16 protein-coding genes and 1 riboswitch are annotated in these 18911 nt (G+C 64.3%); of the genes, 13 read left to right on the top strand and 3 right to left on the bottom strand.

What is annotated here, in order from left to right; genetic code table 11:
* Positions 1 to 12 precede the first annotated feature (12 nt).
* Complete coding sequence (locus tag AB843_RS09835) at positions 13 to 2025, bottom strand: acetyl-CoA carboxylase biotin carboxylase subunit (RefSeq protein WP_048646640.1); 2013 nt, start codon at positions 2023 to 2025, stop codon at positions 13 to 15.
* Between the two features lie 317 nt (positions 2026 to 2342).
* Between AB843_RS09835 and AB843_RS09830 the strand changes: the two genes are divergently transcribed.
* The 3 genes from AB843_RS09830 (at position 2343) to AB843_RS09820 (ending at position 5315) form a co-directional block, all read left to right on the top strand.
* On the top strand, positions 2343 to 3038 hold the full coding sequence (locus AB843_RS09830; RefSeq protein WP_048646639.1) for a hypothetical protein: 696 nt from the start codon (positions 2343 to 2345) through the stop codon (positions 3036 to 3038).
* 93 nt (positions 3039 to 3131) lie between these two features.
* Positions 3132 to 4112, top strand: a complete 981-nt coding sequence (locus tag AB843_RS09825; protein WP_048646638.1) for a PDR/VanB family oxidoreductase — start codon at positions 3132 to 3134, stop codon at positions 4110 to 4112.
* Positions 4113 to 4151: 39 nt separating this feature from the next.
* Positions 4152 to 5315, top strand: a complete 1164-nt coding sequence (locus AB843_RS09820; RefSeq protein ID WP_048646637.1) for an ABC transporter substrate-binding protein — start codon at positions 4152 to 4154, stop codon at positions 5313 to 5315.
* On the opposite strand, the gene AB843_RS09815 is transcribed toward AB843_RS09820, so the two are convergent.
* Positions 5308 to 6249: a LysR substrate-binding domain-containing protein gene (locus AB843_RS09815; protein WP_162230636.1), complete on the bottom strand. Its 942-nt coding sequence runs from the start codon at positions 6247 to 6249 to the stop codon at positions 5308 to 5310. The two genes, AB843_RS09820 and AB843_RS09815, sit on opposite strands and share 8 nt — an antisense overlap.
* A gap of 208 nt (positions 6250 to 6457) precedes the next feature.
* Between AB843_RS09815 and AB843_RS09810 the strand changes: the two genes are divergently transcribed.
* From AB843_RS09810 to parE, 10 genes are all read left to right on the top strand, one after another.
* Complete coding sequence (locus tag AB843_RS09810; protein ID WP_048646635.1) at positions 6458 to 7585, top strand: S-(hydroxymethyl)glutathione dehydrogenase/class III alcohol dehydrogenase; 1128 nt, start codon at positions 6458 to 6460, stop codon at positions 7583 to 7585.
* 13 nt (positions 7586 to 7598) lie between these two features.
* Positions 7599 to 8075: a YaiI/YqxD family protein gene (locus AB843_RS09805; protein WP_425286809.1), complete on the top strand. Its 477-nt coding sequence runs from the start codon at positions 7599 to 7601 to the stop codon at positions 8073 to 8075.
* A gap of 1 nt (position 8076) precedes the next feature.
* A complete protein-coding gene (fghA, locus tag AB843_RS09800; RefSeq protein WP_048646633.1) occupies positions 8077 to 8916 on the top strand; it encodes an S-formylglutathione hydrolase in 840 nt (279 codons plus the stop codon).
* A gap of 195 nt (positions 8917 to 9111) precedes the next feature.
* Entirely contained in the window at positions 9112 to 9495 is a 384-nt protein-coding gene (locus tag AB843_RS09795) for a helix-turn-helix domain-containing protein (protein ID WP_082143741.1), read from the top strand.
* Between the two features lie 224 nt (positions 9496 to 9719).
* Positions 9720 to 9826, top strand: a riboswitch (glycine riboswitch).
* A 43-nt stretch (positions 9827 to 9869) separates the two neighbouring features.
* Positions 9870 to 10973, top strand: a complete 1104-nt coding sequence (gene gcvT, locus AB843_RS09790) for a glycine cleavage system aminomethyltransferase GcvT (RefSeq protein WP_048646688.1) — start codon at positions 9870 to 9872, stop codon at positions 10971 to 10973.
* A 5-nt stretch (positions 10974 to 10978) separates the two neighbouring features.
* On the top strand, positions 10979 to 11347 hold the full coding sequence (gcvH, locus tag AB843_RS09785) for a glycine cleavage system protein GcvH (protein ID WP_048646632.1): 369 nt from the start codon (positions 10979 to 10981) through the stop codon (positions 11345 to 11347).
* Between the two features lie 9 nt (positions 11348 to 11356).
* Complete coding sequence (gene gcvP, locus AB843_RS09780) at positions 11357 to 14158, top strand: aminomethyl-transferring glycine dehydrogenase (protein ID WP_048646631.1); 2802 nt, start codon at positions 11357 to 11359, stop codon at positions 14156 to 14158.
* A gap of 132 nt (positions 14159 to 14290) precedes the next feature.
* The gene (locus AB843_RS09775) at positions 14291 to 14632 is read left to right on the top strand and encodes a TfoX/Sxy family protein (protein ID WP_048646630.1); all 342 of its coding nucleotides are present in this window, start codon (positions 14291 to 14293) and stop codon (positions 14630 to 14632) included.
* Positions 14633 to 14649: 17 nt separating this feature from the next.
* Complete coding sequence (locus AB843_RS09770; RefSeq protein WP_048646629.1) at positions 14650 to 15318, top strand: DUF2461 domain-containing protein; 669 nt, start codon at positions 14650 to 14652, stop codon at positions 15316 to 15318.
* A gap of 184 nt (positions 15319 to 15502) precedes the next feature.
* Positions 15503 to 17548, top strand: coding sequence for a DNA topoisomerase IV subunit B (parE, locus tag AB843_RS09765; RefSeq protein WP_048646628.1), 2046 nt, complete (start codon positions 15503 to 15505; stop codon positions 17546 to 17548).
* Positions 17549 to 17673: 125 nt separating this feature from the next.
* Here the strand turns inward: parE and AB843_RS09760 are convergent, their stop codons facing one another.
* Positions 17674 to 18789 carry a DUF2336 domain-containing protein gene (locus AB843_RS09760; protein ID WP_082143740.1) on the bottom strand — a complete coding sequence of 372 codons (1116 nt, stop codon included), beginning with the start codon at positions 18787 to 18789 and terminating at the stop codon, positions 17674 to 17676.
* Positions 18790 to 18911: the final 122 nt, after the last annotated feature.

Here is an 18911-nt window from a genome sequence, read left to right as displayed (position 1 = left end):
CATCCATCTCCCTCAATCGAATTCCATGATCACCGCATCGACCGCCAGGCTGTCACCCGGCGCGGCATTGACCTTCGCCACCGTGCCGTCGCGCTCGGCGCGCAGCACGTTCTCCATCTTCATCGCCTCGACCACGGCAAGGATCTCGCCAGCCTTGACCTCCTGGCCGATGGCCACGGCGATCGACACCACCAGTCCGGGCATCGGGCACAGCAGGAGCTTCGACGTGTCGGGCGCGACGCGCACCGGCATCAGCCGGTCGAGATCGGCAATGCGCGGCAGCATCACGCGCGCTTTGGCCGAAACGCCCTGCCAGGCAAGCTGGACGCCATTCAGCACCGGCCTGACCTGCACGGAGACCGGCCTGCCGCCGACCGCACCCTGCCACACCGCATCGCCCGGCCGCCAGGACGACGACACCGTCAGCGTCGCGCCGCCGTCGATGCAGATATCCATTTCCAGCGGGATGGAGATCATCCCCTCGATCACCGTCGCGGTCAGGTATTCGTCGTTCAGGCGCACCACCCAGTCGCGCTTCAATTCGCCCGAATGCGGCGCCAGCCGGCCCGTCAGGCGATCGAGCCGGTCGCGCCGCAAGAGCTCGACCGCCAGCGCCACCGCCGCCAGCACGGCGCGTTCTTCCTCCGACGGCGCCGGCGGCGCGAAGCCATCGGGAAATTCCTCGGCGATGAAGCCCGTCGACAAGCGCCCCTCGCGCCAGCGCGGGTGGCTCATCAGCGTTGCCAGGAACGGAATGTTGTGCTCGATGCCGTCGATCACGAAACGGTCGAGCGCCTCGCTCATCGCCTCGATCGCCTCCAGCCGCTCCGGCGCCCAGGTGCACAGTTTGGCGATCATCGGATCGTAGAACATGGAGATTTCGGAGCCTTCGGCGACACCGGTGTCGTTGCGCAGGACGACATCGTCGTAGCGCCCCTCTTCCGGCGGGCGATAGCGCGTCAGCCGGCCGATGGACGGCAGGAAATTGCGCACCGGATCCTCCGCGTAGATGCGGCTTTCGACGGCCCACCCATTCAGCGTCACATCGGCCTGCGCCATCGCCAGCTTCTCGCCGCCGGCGACGCGGATCATCTGCTCGACCAGGTCGATGCCGGTGATCAGCTCGGTGACCGGGTGCTCCACCTGCAGCCGCGTGTTCATCTCCAGGAAGAAGAAATTGCGGTTCTTGTCGACGATGAATTCGACCGTACCGGCGCTCTGATAATCGACGGCTTTCGCCAGCGTCACGGCCTGCGCGCCCATGGCCGCGCGTGTCTCGGCGTCGAGGAACGGCGACGGCGCCTCCTCGACCACCTTCTGGTTGCGCCGCTGGATAGAGCATTCCCGTTCACCCAGGTGAACGCAATTGCCGTGACCGTCGGCCAGCACCTGGATTTCGATATGCCGCGGCTCCTCGACGAATTTTTCGACAAAGATGCGGTCGTCGCCGAAGGAGGACGCCGCCTCCGACTTCGAGCGCTCGAACCCTTCCTTCGCCTCCGCCTCGTTCCAGGCGACGCGCATGCCCTTGCCGCCGCCGCCGGCCGATGCCTTGATCATCACCGGGTAGCCGATTTCCCCGGCGATCTGCGCCGCATGGTCCGCACTCTCGATCAGCCCCATGAAGCCCGGCACCGTCGAAACCCCGGCCTCGGCGGCGATCTTCTTCGAGGTGATCTTGTCGCCCATCGCCTGGATGGCCTTCGCCTTCGGCCCGATGAACGTGATTCCCTCCGCCTCGAGCCGTTCGCAGAAACCGGCATTCTCCGACAGGAAACCATAGCCCGGATGGACCGCCTCGGCGCCCGTTTCCTTGCAGGCGGCGATGATCCTGTCGGCGATCAGGTAACTCTGGTTCGCCGGCGCCGGGCCGATACGCACGGCCTCATCGGCCATATCCACATGCACGGCATCCGCATCGGCATCGGAATAGACGGCGACCGTGGCAATGCCCATCTTGCGCGCCGTCTTCATCACGCGGCAGGCGATTTCACCGCGGTTGGCGATGAGGATCTTCTTGAACATGAACGGCGTTTCCCCCAGGCGGTGTTTTCCCTGTTCTATGGGTTTGCTCCCGGCGGCTCAAGCACTTCGCGGCACGCGTTGATGAGAAGCCGGTTTGTCCGATTGCGTCACCGCCAAGGCGCGACTGTCTCCCAACCCGATGAGCGATCTCCCGCGCAACCGCACGGGCACTGCAGATCCACCTGTCCTGCGCCCCGAATTGACGCTTGTGGTTTTAGCCAGACTTAAAATGCAGGCAGGTTTTCTAAAGGCAATTAGCGTTGACTTTGAATGACTTGAGCAGTCTGATTGAGAGCATAGACAAAGGAGAAACTTCTATGCTTGATACAAAAAAGGTAAGAGGCGGAAATGGCCTTGCTTCGATCGAAGCCGAGGTCGATGAAATTCTTCAAAGCGTAGAAGAAATCACGCATGACGCCACGAAGTCGTTCTTCGACAAATACTCGGAAAACCCGAACCAGCTTGTCCTGGCATCATGGCTTGAAACGCGCTGCTGGCGCGAGATCGACTATGTGTTCTTGCTCAACGAGCAGATTCGCCGCTACGGCATGCGCTTTCAGCGCAATCACATAACCCTGCTCGCCAAGCAGTCTTTCCAGGAAGCCGAGCACTACGAGGCGCTCGGCAAAGCGGTTGAATCGCTGGGCGGCATCGTGCCGACTTCGGTCCCGGTCGCTGCCGTGCCGTGGAGCAATTTCCTCTGGGAATGCATGGAGCGCCACCATCTGGCCGCCATCGCCGCCTGGTACGTTTCGGAAACCTCGGCATCGGGCAGTTTCGCGCCGACATACGTCGGAGCCGAACGCCACGGCCACATGGACGTCGTCAAGATCTACAAGCAGATCGAGATCGACGAAAAATTCCACACGGGCCTCGGCCGGCAGGTTCTGTCCACCTATGCCGAGACCGACGAGGACCGCGATGAAATCCTGCGCGCCATGCGCGGCATGCGCGATATCGCCTGGAAATCCTTCACTCCCGAAGTGGTCGCCGCGACAATGCGCGCCGCCTGACACGCATTCGATTTCACCATTGTCCTCGACGCTCCGCCATTTGGCGGAGCGACAGCCGGTGCATGCCCGAACACTATTGAAAGGCCGTCTGCCATGAACCAAGCAGCAATCATTCCCGCACACGGCGCAGACGAACAGCTCCTGCTGAAGATCGACAGACGCGAACCCGTTGCGGACGGCGTCGTGACGCTCATCATGACCAGCGCCGGCGGCGGCGCATTGCCGGCCTGGTCTCCGGGTGCTCACATCGACCTCGTCCTGCCCAACGGCGTGACACGGCAATACTCGCTCTGCGGCGATCCCGCCGACAGGAGCCGCTGGCGCATCGGCGTGCTGCATGCCCCGGCAAGCCGTGGCGGGTCTGAATATATTCACACGCAACTACGTGCAGGCGACGCGCTCAAGGCCAGCCATCCCCGCAACAATTTCCCGCTCGAACCAGCCGGGCGCTATCTATTCATCGCCGGCGGCATCGGCATCACGCCGATCCTGCCCATGCTGGCGCAACTGTCGGCGACCAACGCCGATTGGCGCCTGCTCTACGGTGGGCGCAGCGCCCGCTCGATGGCGTTTGTCGAAGAGATCGCGCGCCTGGCCGGCGGCGTGGTCGACATCTGCCCGGAAGATGAGAACGGGCTTCTCGATCTCGACGCCTGTCTGTCCGGCCACGAGCCGGGGCGCCTGGTCTATTGCTGCGGGCCCGAACCCCTGATCGAAGCCGTCGAAGACCGTTGCCGATCCTGGCCGGCCGGTGCCCTTCGCAAGGAGCGGTTCTCGCCATCCGAGCGCCATGCGCCCCTCGATCCCGGCGAGTTCGACGTCGAGCTCGCCCGCTCCGGGCAGCGCGTCCGGGTGCCCGCGGACCAGTCGATGCTCAGCGCCCTGGAGGATGCCGGCTGCACCATCACCAATTCCTGCCGGGCGGGCATTTGCGGCACCTGCCTGGTCAAGGTTCTGGCCGGCATTCCGGAACACAATGACGATATTCTCAGCGACCAGCAGCGCGAAGCCGGCGAAGTGGTCCTGCCTTGTGTCTCGCGATCCAGGACGGCGACCCTCGTGCTCGATCTTTGACCTCGACGACAACCCAACGATAACAATGAGGAGAACACCATGAAACGAAGCAGAACATTCTCTCGCGCGCTTCTTGCGGCCTGCGGGCTTATCGGCGCATCCATCGCCCAGTCCCATGCCGAAGACATCGCCATCGGCGTCAACATGCCGCTGACCGGCGCGTTCGCCGCATCCGGAGCCTATGTCACGGACGGCGCGCGCATCGCCGTCGATGAGATCAACGCCAAGGGAGGCGTTCTCGGCGGCAAGACGCTCAAGCTGATCATCGAGGACAACAAGAGCAACCCGACCGAGGCGGCCACCGTCACCGAAAAGCTCATCGTTCGCGACGAGGTGCCGGTCATTCTCGGCGCCTGGGGCTCCAGCCTGACGCTGGCCGCCATGCCGAAACTGATGCAGTACCAGGTGCCGATGGTGGTCGAGACCTCCGGTGCCAACAAGATCACCGAAACCGGCAACCCGTTCGTCTTCCGCATCGCAGCAACGCAGGTCATCGAGGCGGCGGGTTTCGAACAGAAGCTCGACCGGTTTCACATAAAGAAAGCCGACTTCCTGGCCATCAACAATGATTGGGGGCTCAACACGGTCAACCAGTTCGGCAAGATGCTGAAGGAGCATGCGATCGAGGTCGGCAATGTCGAACTGATGGACCAGGCGGCGCAGGATGTGAGCGCGCAGCTGTCCAAGCTGAAATCGTCGGATGCCGACACGCTCATCGTCACCACCGCCGTCGAACAGCTCACCCTGGTGCTGAAACAGGCGGCAGCGCTGGGCATCGACAAGCAGATCATCACCACGGGCGGTTCGCAGAACCCCGACCAGCTCGTCGCCCAGGCCGGCAGCGCGGCCGAAAACACGGTGCATCTGGTCTTCTTCGCCCCCTGGGACCCCGACAGCACCGCGTTTCCCGACAAGACGCGCGGCTTCATCGATGCCTGGAAGGCAAAGGGCTTCGACTTCGCCGGCCTGACCGAAAGCTTCCGCGGCTATGACGGTGTGCAGGTCATCGCCGCGGCCATCGAGAAGGCCGGCTCCACCGAACCGGAAGCGATCCGCAAGGCTCTGTGGGAAACCAAGGTCGATGTCCTGAACGGCGCGGTCTCGTTCGACAAGTCCGGTCCCGAGGGATCGGAAAGCGCGCAAAGCAGGCCGAATGTCTACTTCGCCAAGATAGCGGGCGGAAAGATCGAGGTCCTCAAATAGGATCAGGCGCGGTCGGCGCCGGTGCAGCGACATCCTCCTTGCGGGCCAGCCCGACAAGCCAGCGATGAAACGCACCGGCGCCCGCCTTGCCGAAGACGGACTTCTTCCAGCCGAGGATATAGGGCGACGGCAGTTTGAGCACATCGGGAAACGGCGCGATCAGACGCCCGCTCCTGAGTTCATCCTCGACCATCGCCCGTTGCGCCAGCACGATCCCGCGCCCCTCGATGGCCGCTTCGATGGCCAGGCTCGACAGCGACATGACGAAGAAATGGGGAATGTGCGTGCCATCGACGTTGACCAGATGGAACCAGTCCTCCCAGCTCGGCGGCGGCGACAGGAAGGGGCTCCAGTCGATGGTCAGCAACCGGTATGACAGGAGATCGGCCGGCGTGTTCAACGGCGGCCCGTTTTCGATCAGCGCCGGACTGCACACCGGGCACAGGCCATCGGTGAACAGCGGAACGAAACTGTCGAACAGATGCGCCTTGTCCGCATATGTGATGCGGAAATCAAAGGGCCTCTCGGCGGTGGCCGGCTCGGTGACCGAGCCTTCCAGATGAAGGTTGATCTGCGGATGGGATGTCTGCCAGGCGAACATTCTGGACGACAGCCAGCGACTGGCGAAGAGCGGCAGCGCGCTGATGATCAGCGCCCCCGACTTGTGCTTGTCGATGATCTCGACCCGCGCTTTCAGGAGGTCGGCGAATGATTTTTCCACCGCCTTGTGAAAAGCGGTTCCCACCTTTGTCAGGACGATGCCGCTGCCCTTCCGTTCGACGAGCCGCGTTTCAAGTGTATTCTCCAGGCTCTTGATCTGCTGGCTGACCGCTCCCGGCGACACATGGAGTTCTTGTGCTGCTCTCGTCACGCTTCCCAGGCGACCGACCGCTTCGAAGACCTGCAATGCTCTCAGAGGAGGTAGATCGGCCATGGATTCCTCGAAATACGGGAGGGGCGAGCGCCCTTGCACATTGTTCGCCATGCGTGGCGAAATGTGAAGACGCCCGGTCCGCATGCGTGTCGATATACAGCCGACTTGCAGCAGTCGTCAGGCCCGGCCTTCCCCAGAATATCCGGCAAAAGCGGTTGCCCCGCCGGCAAACAACGCTCAAATCGTGAAAACCAGGAGAATCAGCATCATGAAAACCCGTGCCGCCGTCGCCGTTCAGGCTGGAAAACCCCTCGAAATCATGGAGGTCGATCTGGAAGGTCCGCGCGCCGGCGAAGTGCTGGTCGAGGTCAAGGCGACGGGCATCTGCCACACGGACGAGTTCACCCTGTCGGGTGCCGATCCCGAGGGCCTGTTTCCGGCCATTCTCGGCCATGAGGGCGCCGGTGTCGTGGTCGATGTCGGCCCGGGCGTAACCAGTCTCAGCAAGGGCGATCACGTCATCCCGCTTTACACGCCCGAATGCCGCCAATGCCCCTCCTGCCTGTCGCGCAAGACCAATCTGTGCACCGCCATCCGCTCGACCCAGGGCCAGGGCGTGATGCCGGACGGCACCAGCCGCTTCTCGCTGAACGGCGAAAAGCTGCATCACTATATGGGCTGCTCGACCTTCTCCAATTTCACCGTCCTGCCGGAGATCGCCCTGGCCAAGGTCAATCCCGACGCTCCGTTCGACAAGATCTGCTACATCGGCTGCGGCGTGACGACCGGCATCGGCGCGGTCATCAACACCGCCAAGGTCGAGGAAGGCGCGACGGCCATCGTCTTCGGCCTGGGCGGCATCGGCCTCAACGTCATCCAGGGCCTGCGGCTGGCTGGCGCCGACATGATCATCGGCGTCGACCTGAACAACAGCAAGAAGGAATGGGGCGAGCGCTTCGGCATGACCCATTTCGTCAATCCGAAGGAAGTGGGCGGCGACCTGGTGCCCTATCTGGTCGACCTGACCAAGCGCGGCGCCGACCAGATCGGCGGCGCCGACTATACGTTCGATTGCACGGGCAACACCACCGTCATGCGCCAGGCGCTGGAGGCCGCGCATCGAGGCTGGGGCGAATCCATCATCATCGGCGTCGCCGGCGCCGGCCAGGAAATCTCCACCCGTCCCTTCCAGCTCGTCACCGGCCGCACCTGGAAAGGCACCGCCTTCGGTGGCGCGCGTGGCCGCACGGACGTGCCGAAGATCGTCGACTGGTACATGGACGGCAAGATCGACATCGACCCGATGATCACCCACACACTGAAGCTGGACGAGATCAACAAGGGTTTCGATCTGATGCATGCGGGCGAATCGATCCGCTCCGTCGTGGTCTTTTGAGGCGGCCAGAACCGTGACCAAACCCTTGACCGCCATCTACGTCGATGCCGATGCATGCCCCGTCAAGGCGGAGGTGGTGAAAGTGGCCGAGCGGCACGGTCTGCCGGTCACCTTCGTCGCCAATGGCGGCCTGCGCCCCTCCCGCGATCCGATGATCCGGAACATCGTCGTGACGGGAAAATTCGACGCGGCGGACGACTGGATCGTTGACAATGCGGTGGCCGGCGACATCGCCATCACCGCCGACGTGCCATTGGCCGCGCGGCTGGTCGAAAACGGCGTCCACACGCTCGGTCCGACCGGGCGTCCATTCACACCGCAGAGCATCGGCATGGCCGTCGCCATGCGCAATCTGAAGCAGGACCTGCGCGAGGCGGGAGAAATCAAGGGCTACAATCCGGGCTTCACGCCCAGGGACCGCTCGGCCTTCCTGCAGGCGCTGGACCAGGCCGTGCGCCGCGCCTTGCGCGAAAAGCAGGAAAAGGACTGACATGAAAACCGTTTCCATCGCCAAATCCCATGGCGGCACGCAGGGCGTCTACACCCACGCCTCCACTGCGTGCCGATGCGACATGACCTTCGCCGTCTTCGTGCCGCCGCAGGCCGCCGACGGCCCCTGCCCGGTGCTGTGGTACCTGTCGGGCCTGACCTGCACGCACGCCAATGTCATGGACAAGGGCGAGTATCGCCGCATGGCGGCAGAACACGGCCTGATCATCGTCTGCCCCGACACCAGCCCGCGCGGCAGCGATATCCCCGACGAGCCGGACAATTGGCAGTTCGGCAAGGGCGCCGGCTTCTATATCGACGCGACGCAAGCGCCCTTCTCGCGAAATTACCGCATGTACTCCTATATCGCCGAGGAATTGCCGCAGCTCATCGCCGGCAACTTCCCCGCCGATATGAGCCGACAAGGCATTTTCGGTCATTCCATGGGCGGCCACGGGGCGCTGACCATCGCCCTTAAAAACCCCGATCGCTTCAAAAGCTGCTCCGCTTTCGCGCCGATCGTCGAACCATCCACCGCCGGCTGGTCGATGGGTGCGCTCGAAAAATACCTTGGCGCCGACAAGCCTGCCTGGCGCGCCCATGATGCTTGCGCCCTGGTCGAGGACGGGCATCGCTTTGCCGGGTTCCTCATCGACCAGGGAACCGCCGACGGTTTTCTCGATGAAGGGCTGCGTCCGTGGTTGTTTGAAACGGCCTGCGCAAAAGCCGGCATACCCCTGACGCTCAACATGCGCGAGGGCTACGACCATTCCTATTTCTTCATCTCCTCCTTCATGGACGATCACCTGGCCTGGCACGCGGCCCGGCTTGGCGGAACGTGAGCGCGCGGCGCCGAAGAAGCGGATTCAACTTCACAGGAAAACTCTTCAGCGAACTGTTTTCATAGAACAATTCCATAAAGCCCCAGCAAGCGCTTTGCAGCAAAGTTGCGATTGCCCGCCGCTTACTGCATGCTCCGGCCAGCCATCCCGCCAAACGCTGCGGGTCATTTCACGCCAAAATGGAGGTGCTGTCCGGTGCATGACGCCGCCGATATCTATTCCGATACGCCCGACCTCGACACGATGGGCGGGCGACTATCGCGCGCCCGCGACGCAGTTGGCCTGAGCGTCGCCGAGCTTGCCCGCCGCCTCGGGGTCAAGGCCGCCACGATCCAGGCCTGGGAGAGCGACCGCTCGCAGCCGCGCGCCAACCGCCTGGCCATGCTGGCCGGTGTCCTGAATGTCAGCCTATCCTGGCTGTTGCACGGGGTCGGCTCTTCCCCCGCCGACGAAAGCCGCTCGGAACTGGTCAATGCCGTCACCGCCAATCTGAAGCGCATCCGGCGTTTGCAGGAAGAAACGGCCCGCCTGGTCTCGCAGATCGAAAGCGATCTGCAGCGCACCTCGGATGGCCATTGATCCACCCGACTGTCGCCGCCTCCGGTTTCTGCACAGAAACAGTTGGTCCAACGGGCCTGCCCGCATTACGGCAGGTGACAAACCAATCCGCCTGCGCTAGTTTCCCGATCGTCTAGGGTGAAAGCCCTGCCGGTCTGCGGGAGAGAGCCAAGCTGGAGTGATCCGGTGCGGACGCCGAAGGGGAAATCGCCCGAAATCTCTCAGGCAAAAGAACCGTCGATCGGTAAAGACACTCTGGAAAGTCGGGGCTGGTCCCCGCGCCGAAGGTGTAAGCGTGGCCGACAGGGTTCCGGTCGCGCGAGTCTCTCAGGCTTCCGACAGAGGGGCACGAACATGCCGTGAACAACGGGCATGCGTGCAACTTTGGAGGAATGATGAGCGACACCGAAACCCTCAGGCATCTGCCGCTGGAAGCGCTGCATGAAGAAGCGGGCGCCCGCTTTGGCGCCTTCGCCGGCTGGCGCATGCCCCTGACCTATCCTGCCGGCGTGATGAAGGAGCACCTTCACACGCGCGAAAGCGCCGGCCTTTTCGACATCTCGCACATGCAATTGTTCGAGGTCCAAGGCCCGGATGCCATCGCATTCCTGTCGCGCGCCTGCCCGCTGGATGCGGCGGCTCTTGGCGAAGGCCGGTCGAAATACACGGTTCTGCTGACCGAGAAGGCCGGCATCATCGACGATCTGATCGTCACCCGGCTCGGCCCCCAGCGTTTCATGGTCGTCGCCAATGCCGGCAACGCCGCTCGGGACGAAGCCCATTTCCGCGACATCGCGCAAGGTTTCGACATCACGTTCGAAGCGCTCGAGCGCGTTCTCCTCGCCCTGCAGGGACCGGAAGCCGAAGCCGTGCTGATCGCCGCCGGCCTGGATTTGAGCGACCTCACCTTCATGACCGGCACCGAACCGCGCCCGAACTGGTTTGTCGCCCGCTCCGGCTATACCGGCGAGGACGGCTTCGAAGTGGCGCTGCCGGTGGATGACGCCGAGCGTTTCGCCAGGAAGCTGCTCGATGACGACCGCGTGCAGTGGATCGGCCTCGCCGCCCGCGACAGCCTGCGGCTGGAGGCGGGTCTGTGCCTGCACGGGCAGGATCTCGACGAAGCGACCGACCCGGCCAGCGCCGCCATCCTGTGGGCCGTGCCGAAAGCGCTGCGCGAGGAAGGCAAATTCATCGGCGCCCGCGCCCTCCAGGCGATCATCGCCGAGGGCGCCAGGGAAAAACGCGTCGGCCTGAAGCCGGAGGGCCGCCAGCCCGTGCGCGCCGGTGCGCCGATCATAAACGAAGCCGGCGAGACCGTCGGCCGCGTCACCTCCGGCGGCTTCGGCCCATCGGCCGGCCATCCCGTCGCCATGGGCTATGTCGCCAGGAGCCTCTCCGAGCCCGGCACCCGCCTGTTCACCGAAGTGCGCGGCAACCGCATCGCACTCGACGTCCATCCTCTACCCTTCACGCCGCAGCGCTACCACAAAGGATAACAACGATGAGCAAAACCTATTTCACCGAAGACCACGAGTGGATCAAGGTCGATGCCGGCGTCGCGACGGTCGGCATCACCGACTACGCGCAGGAACAGCTCGGCGATCTGGTCTTCGTCGAACTGCCCGAAGCCGGCAAGACGCTCGCCAAGGGCGACACCGCCGTCGTCGTCGAATCCGTCAAGGCCGCATCCGACGTCTACGCGCCGGCCAATGGCGAGGTGACCGAGGTCAACGAGGCGCTGACCAGCGACCCCTCGCTCGTCAACTCCGCCGCCGCCGGCGATGGCTGGCTGTGGAAGATGACGCTCGCCGACGAAAGCCAGCTCGAAGGCCTGATGGACGAAGCCGCCTATCAGGCGAGCGTAGCGTAAGGAGCGACCATGCCCGATACGATCGCCCCTTTCGCCGCCCGCCATATCGGCCCGCGCGGCGACGAGACCAAAGCCATGCTGGCCGCCCTTGGCGTGCCGTCGCTGGAAACGCTGATCACCCAGGCGGTGCCGAAATCGATCCGCCTCGATCGCCCGCTCGACCTGCCGCCGGCCGCCAGTGAGGCCGAGGCGCTTGCCGAGCTCGGCGCCGCCATGCGCCGGAACCAGGTGCTGAAAAGCTTCATCGGCGCCGGCTATCACGGCGTCCATGTGCCGCCCGTCATCCAGCGCAACCTGTTCGAAAACCCCGCCTGGTACACGGCCTACACGCCCTACCAGTCGGAGATCAGCCAGGGCCGCCTGGAAATGCTGTTCCATTTCCAGACGCTGGTGACGGAACTGACCGGCCTGCCGGTTGCCTCTGCCTCGCTCCTCGATGAAGGCTCGGCGGTCGCCGAGGCCGTTGGCATTGCCTGGCGGCATCACCGCTCGAAGCGCCACACGCTGGCGATCGCCGGCGATCTGCACCCGCAGACGCTCGATGTGGTCGCAACGCGTGCCGATCCGCTTGGCATCACCATCGATGGCGACACGGTCGATGACGACACGTTCGCGCTGATCGTTCCCTGGGCCGACACTTACGGCGTCTATGGCGATCACTCGGCGCTGATCGAAAAGGCCAAGGCGAAGGACGCGATCGTCATCTTCGTCGCCGACCCGCTCGGCCTGCTGCTGAGCAAGACGCCGGGGGCCCTCGGTGCGGAAATCGCCGTCGGCTCCATGCAGCGTTTCGGCGTGCCGATGGGCTTTGGCGGTCCGCACGCCGCCTATTGCGCCGTCTCCGACCGCCTGACGCGGCTGATGCCCGGCCGCCTCGTCGGCCAGTCGGCGGACGCCCATGGCCGCCCCGGCTACCGGCTCGCCCTGCAGACCCGCGAGCAGCACATCCGCCGCGACAAGGCCACATCGAACATCTGCACGGCGCAGGCCCTGCTGGCCAACATGGCGGCCGCCTATGCGATCTGGCATGGTCCGGAAGGGCTGACCGCCATTGCCCGTCAGGTGCATCGCCTGGCCGCCCGCTTCCATGCGGGCCTGAAGGCCGCCGGCCTCGCCGTTGACGGTGACAAGCTTTTCGACACCGTCACCGTGACCGTACCCGGCAAGGCCAAGGCGATCGCCGCCAAGGCCGAGGAAGGCGGACGCATGCTGCGCGTCATCGACGACGACCGCCTCGGCGTCACCTTCGATGAAACGTCAGGCGAAGCCGATCTCGAAGCGCTTTCCGCCTTGTTCGGCGCTGCCGCGCCGGCGGAGGCAAAAACGCTGACGCCGGCCGAGGAGCGCGGCAAGCGGTTCCTGACCCAGCCGGATTTTCATGCGCACCGCTCGGAAACCGAGATGATGCGCTTCCTGCGCCGGCTGGCCGACAAGGATCTGGCGCTCGACCGCGCCATGATCCCGCTCGGCTCCTGCACGATGAAGCTGAATGCCGCCGCCGAGATGATGCCGGTGAGCTGGAACGAGGTGGGCAATCTGCACCCCTTCGCGCCGCAGGCCCACACCGCCGGCTATCGCCGCATGATCGACGATCTCGACCGCTGGCTGTCGGAAATCACCGGTTTCGACGCCGTGTCCCTGCAGCCCAATGCCGGCAGCCAGGGCGAATATGCCGGCCTCATGGCCATTCGCCGCTACCATGAGAGCCGCGGCGAGAGCGGACGTGACATCTGCCTGATTCCGTCCTCCGCCCATGGCACCAACCCGGCATCCGCCTCCATGGCCGGCATGCGCGTCGTCGTCGTGCGCTGCACGGAGAATGGCGACATCGACCAGGAAGACCTGAAAGCCAAGGCCGAGCAGCATGCGGCGCAGCTGGCGGCGCTGATGCTCACCTATCCGTCGACCCACGGCGTGTTCGAGGAAGGCGTGCGCGACATGTGCGCGCTGATCCACGAGCATGGCGGCCAGGTCTATTTCGACGGCGCCAATCTCAACGCCATGGTCGGCCTCGCCCGGCCGGGCGATCTGGGCGCCGATGTCTGCCACCTGAACCTGCACAAGACCTTCTGCATTCCCCATGGCGGCGGCGGCCCCGGCGTCGGGCCGATCGGCGTCAAGGCGCATCTGAAGCCCTTCGCGCCGGGTCATGTGGCATTGGGTTCGAGCCACGCTGTGGCTGCGGCCCCGTTCGGCAGCGCATCGATCCTGCCCATCACCTGGATGTACATCCGCATGATGGGCGGCGCCGGCCTGAAGCTGGCGACGGAGATGGCGATCCTCAACGCCAACTACATCGCCCATCGTCTCAAGGCGCATTACCCGGTGCTCTACAAGGGCCGCAACGACCGGGTGGCGCATGAGTGCATCCTCGACACCCGCATCCTGAAGGACAGCGCCGGCGTCACCGTCGAGGACATCGCCAAGCGGCTGATCGACTACGGCTTCCACGCCCCGACCATGAGCTGGCCGGTGGCCGGAACGCTGATGGTGGAGCCGACGGAATCCGAGCCGAAGGAAGAGCTTGATCGCTTCTGCGAGGCGATGATCTCGATTGCCGGCGAAGCCGCCCGCGTCGAGAAGGGCGAATGGCCGAAGGAGGACAATCCGCTGGCCAATGCCCCGCATACGGCCGCCGAGCTGATGGCCGACACCTGGTCGCACCCCTACACAAGGGCACAGGCCGCCTTCCCGGCCGGTTCGCTGGATTCGGCCTCGAAATACTGGCCGCCCGTCTCGCGCATCGACAATGTGGCCGGCGACCGCAACCTGGTTTGCGCCTGCCCGCCCATCGAGGCGCTGGCGAGCTGACGCACCGCGTCAGGAGAAGTGGCAGGAGCCTGCCATCAAACCCTATGCAATCCCCGCCCGGCCATGAGATCATGGCCGGGCTTTTTTGTATCGAAGCATTCGGTCACGTACGGTGAACCGGGGAGCTCTGAAATGGCTTATGACGAACAGCTTGCGGCCCGTATGCGCGATGCCCTGGAAGGCCTCCCGGGCATGGTTGAAAAGCGCATGATGGGCGGCATCTGCTTCATGCTGGACGGCAACATGATCAGTGGTGCCGATCGCACAAAAGCAGGCGAAGGCCGCTTCCTGTTTCGCGTCGGCAAGGAACGGCAGTCCGAAGCCCTGAAACGGCCCGGCGCGCAGATCATGGAAATGGGCGGGCGCAGCATGAGCGGTTTCGTCTTTGTCGATGCGGAAAGCTGCGACGGCGCCGCCATGAAGGAATGGATCGCCCTGGCGCTCGACTTCGTCGGCACCCTGCCCGCGAAATGAGAGGCGATCGATAGATCATGGAGATCGACGGGTTTTCACGTTTTCCGCCTGAGACGCTGGATTTTCTGACCGCCCTGCGGGCCAACAACGATCGCGATTGGTTCGCTGCGAACAAACCTGCCTATGAACGCGCAGTGAAGCGGCCGGCGGAAGATTTCTGCCGCGCCATGACACCGCGCCTGGATGAATTGACCGGGTTGCGGCACCGGTCGAAGATCTTTCGCGTCCACAGGGATGTGCGCTTTTCCCGCGACAAGACACCCTACAACGCGCATCTGCACATTTCCTTCATGCCCGTGACGGACGGTTTACTGAACCCAGGATGGTTTTTCGGTCTCGAGCCTGATCGCTTGGTAGCCGGCACCGGCGTGTTCGAGCTGGCCAAGGCCGGGCTTGATGCCTTTCGCGCGCGCATCGCCGGCGACGACGGGAACGATCTGGCCGCTCTTTTGCAGGATTTGTCCGGCAACGGTGCCCGGCTGAGCGAACCGGAACTGAAACGCGTGCCCCAGCCCTATCCGGTCGATCATCCGCATGCGCAATTGCTGCGCTACAAATCATTGAGCGGCTGGGAAGATTTCGCCGCCCCGCGCCTCGCCTGCGAAAACGGGTTTGCCGAAAATTGCCTTGCGGCATTCGTCCGCCTCAAGCCCTTGTTCGACTGGCTGGCTGCCGGGCGCGATTGAAGGTCGCCGCGTCTTCCCCTATGACACGCGCGATCCGGAATTCCACTTTCGTGTCGCTGCGGCTCGAAATCTCGGTACTCGCAGGCCTGCGGAAGCGCTGAACGGAACCGGAACAGGCTTCGCTTTGCCATGCGTTCCATGGCAAACTGCAGGGTGATTCGCGGGACAGGAAATTACATTCTTCATGGACGACAACAACGATCTCTTTGGCGGCCTCGCCCCCAACCCGGAACGCGCCAGGACACCAGAGCCGGCGGCGCCGAGCAAACCTGCGCCACGCGCCGCCCCGGTGCGCGATGGGTCTGATGGCTACAGTGCGGCCGACATCGAGGTTCTGGAAGGCCTGGAGCCGGTGCGCCGGCGACCGGGCATGTATATCGGCGGCACGGACGACAAGGCGCTGCATCACCTGTTCGCCGAGGTGATCGACAATTCGATGGACGAGGCCGTGGCCGGCCACGCCACCTTCATCGAGGTCGAACTGGACGAGGACGGCTTCCTGTCCGTGACCGACAATGGCCGCGGCATCCCGGTCGATCCGCATCCGAAATTCAAGGACAAATCGGCCCTCGAAGTCATCATGACGACGCTGCATGCGGGCGGCAAATTCGATTCCAAGGTCTATGAGACCTCCGGCGGCCTGCACGGCGTCGGCATTTCGGTCGTCAACGCCCTGTCGGAACTCCTGGAAGTCGAGGTCGCCCGCAACCGCCAGCTCTTCCGCCAGACCTTTTCGCGCGGCCTGCCGCAAGGCAAGCTTGAAAAGCTGGGTGAGGTTCACAACCGGCGCGGCACCAAGGTGCGCTTCAAGCCGGACGACCAGATTTTCGGCAAGGACGCCAAGTTCGAGCCCGCCAGGCTCTACCGCATGGCGCGCTCGAAGGCCTATCTGTTCGGCGGTGTCGAAATCCGCTGGTCCTGCGCGCCCTCGCTGATCACCGGCAAGGATCAGACGCCGGAAAAGGCGAGTTTTCATTTTCCCGGCGGCCTGAAGGACTTTCTCGCCGCCTCGCTCGAAGGCGAATTCCAGGTCACCAAGGAAGTGTTTGCCGGCCGCAGCGAAAAGCGCGGCGGCCATGGCGCGGTCGAATGGGCCGTCACCTGGTATGGCGGCGATGCACTGTTGAACTCGTATTGCAACACCATCCCCACCGCCGAGGGCGGCACCCATGAGAGCGGCTTTCGCAACGCGCTGCTGCGCGGCCTGCGCAGCTATGCCGAACTGACCGCCAACAAGCGCGCCGCCATCATCACCGCCGAGGATGTGATGATCTCGGCCGCCGGCATGCTGTCGGTCTTCGTCCGCGAGCCGGAATTCGTCGGCCAGACGAAGGACAAGCTGGCGACGGCCGCCGCCATGCGCATCGTCGAGAACGCCGTGCGCGATCCCTTCGACCACTGGCTGGCCGACAACCCGCAGGAAGCATCGAAACTGCTCGACTGGGTGGTGGCCCGCGCCGACGAGCGCCTGCGCCGCCGCCAGGAGCGCGAGGTCAGCCGCAAGAGCGCCGTGCGCAAGCTGCGCCTGCCCGGCAAGCTCGCCGATTGCACCATGGGAGCGGCCGCCGGCGCGGAAATCTTCATCGTCGAGGGCGATTCGGCCGGCGGCTCCGCCAAGCAGGCGCGCAACCGCACCAGCCAGGCCGTCCTTCCGTTGCGTGGAAAGATCCTCAACGTCGCCAGCGCCGGTTCGGGCAAGCTTGCCGCAAACCAGCAGATTTCCGACCTGACCCAGGCTCTGGGTTGCGGCACGCGGTCCAAATACCGCGAGGACGATCTGCGCTATGACCGTGTGATCATCATGACCGATGCCGATGTCGATGGTGCGCACATCGCCTCGCTGCTGATCACCTTCTTTTATCAGGAGATGCCGCAACTCATCGAGAACGGCCATCTCTATATGGCCGTGCCGCCGCTCTACCGCATCAGCCAGGGCGGCAAGACCATGTATGCCCGCGACGACGCGCACAAGGACGAGCTGCTGCAGACCGAGTTCACCGGGCGCGGCAAGGTGGAGCTTGGGCGGTTCAAGGGCCTCGGCGAGATGATGGCGAGCCAGCTCAAGGAGACCACCATGGATCCGAAGAAGCGGATGCTGTTGCGGGTCACCGTCATCGACGGCCAGGAAGCCACGCAGACGGCCATCGATGCGCTGATGGGCACCAAGCCGGAAGCCCGTTTCCGCTTCATCCAGGACAATGCCGAATTCGCCGAAGAGCTTGATATTTAGAGCATTTTGTAGCCAGGTGGAATCACCTGACGTCCGCATAAATGCGCAAAAACAAAGAGATAGACCGGTTCAACGCTTCTATGAAACGCTGAAGCGATCTTTGCGAAGGAATTAGAAGCGACGGTTTACGCTGCGGCAATCGCCTGCGCCTGGAGGCGCGCGTTCTCGCGCAGCGCATCCAGATGGATTCCACGCAGAAGCCCGGCCAGTTCGGCCGCATCGGCGTCCGGTCCCGCCTGCCCCGGCGTCGCGCCAAGGCTGTGCAGCATCAGCCAGGAAACCTCCTGCGCACCCGCCACGCGCTTGCCGCGCGCCACTTCGCGCCAGACGCCGAGTGCCCGCAGGATCGGCGCCCGAGTGTGACGACCGAGCCCGGCCTTGTGCAACAGCGCTCCGACGGCGACGTCCCGGCCGCCTGACAGAAGCGCCCGGATTCGCGTTTCGGCCTGCCCCGTCAACGCCACGAGCACCGCGCCGAAGAAGTCGATCTTGCCATGCGCCACCATGCGGATGAGAAAGCCGGTCGACAGATCGCCACGCAGCCGCAGATGCTCGACCAGCGCCGCATGCTCATCCTGCCCGATTGCCTCGATCAAGGTCAGCGACGCACGCACACAGGCATCCCGCGTCAGTTTTTCCGCCCGCGCGGCTCCGACCAGCGCCTGGACCAGCGGTGCGACGCGCAGCGTCTCGCCGAGTTGAACAAGCAGCAGATGCCGGCAATCGGGCGGCAGGCGCGCATCCTTGATCAGCGCTTCGCGCAAAACGGCATCGGCGCCATGCCGCTCCACCATGCGGCGAAAGCTCAGCCCGGCGATATCGGCGCCGGAATTTTCCACCAGCTCGACGCAGGCTTCAAGCGCGCCGACCTCGGCAATGGCCGCCGAGACCCCCATGGAAAGCCGTGGACGCATGGCGATCAGACGCTGGGTTTTTTCTCGCCCCTCGGCAACGCGATCGATCAGGTCGGAATCGGACAGGACCGGCGAGCGTGCCAGAATGGGCGCGGCGACGTCCGGCTGGTCGGCGGCCAGCGCCGCCACCACCTGCATCGGCGCATGACGGCTGACGGACAGGGCCTCGGCCAGCGCCGCGCGCACCTTGGAAGAGGGATCGTCAAGCAGCGCGGTCAGCGCGGCTTCCGCCGCATAACGGTCCTCAAAGGCCAGCTCCGCGTCGAGATAAGCCCGCGCCAGCGCCGTTGCCGCTGCTGCCCGCTCCGACACTTTGGCCGTCTCCATCCAATTCAGAAAATGCTGGACCACTCTCACCGCCGCACACGCTCCCGCCCCGTCTGAACCGACCCTAGCGGCAATTCGTATAGGAAACGTTTACCATAACTGCCGGCTTGCCGGGGCCGTGG

It is taken from the genome of Nitratireductor soli (assembly GCF_001050155.1).
In the GTDB taxonomy this organism is placed as follows: domain Bacteria; phylum Pseudomonadota; class Alphaproteobacteria; order Rhizobiales; family Rhizobiaceae; genus Nitratireductor; species Nitratireductor soli.
Note: the sequence above shows the minus strand (reverse complement) of the source record. Positions and strands in the feature narration are given on the sequence as shown.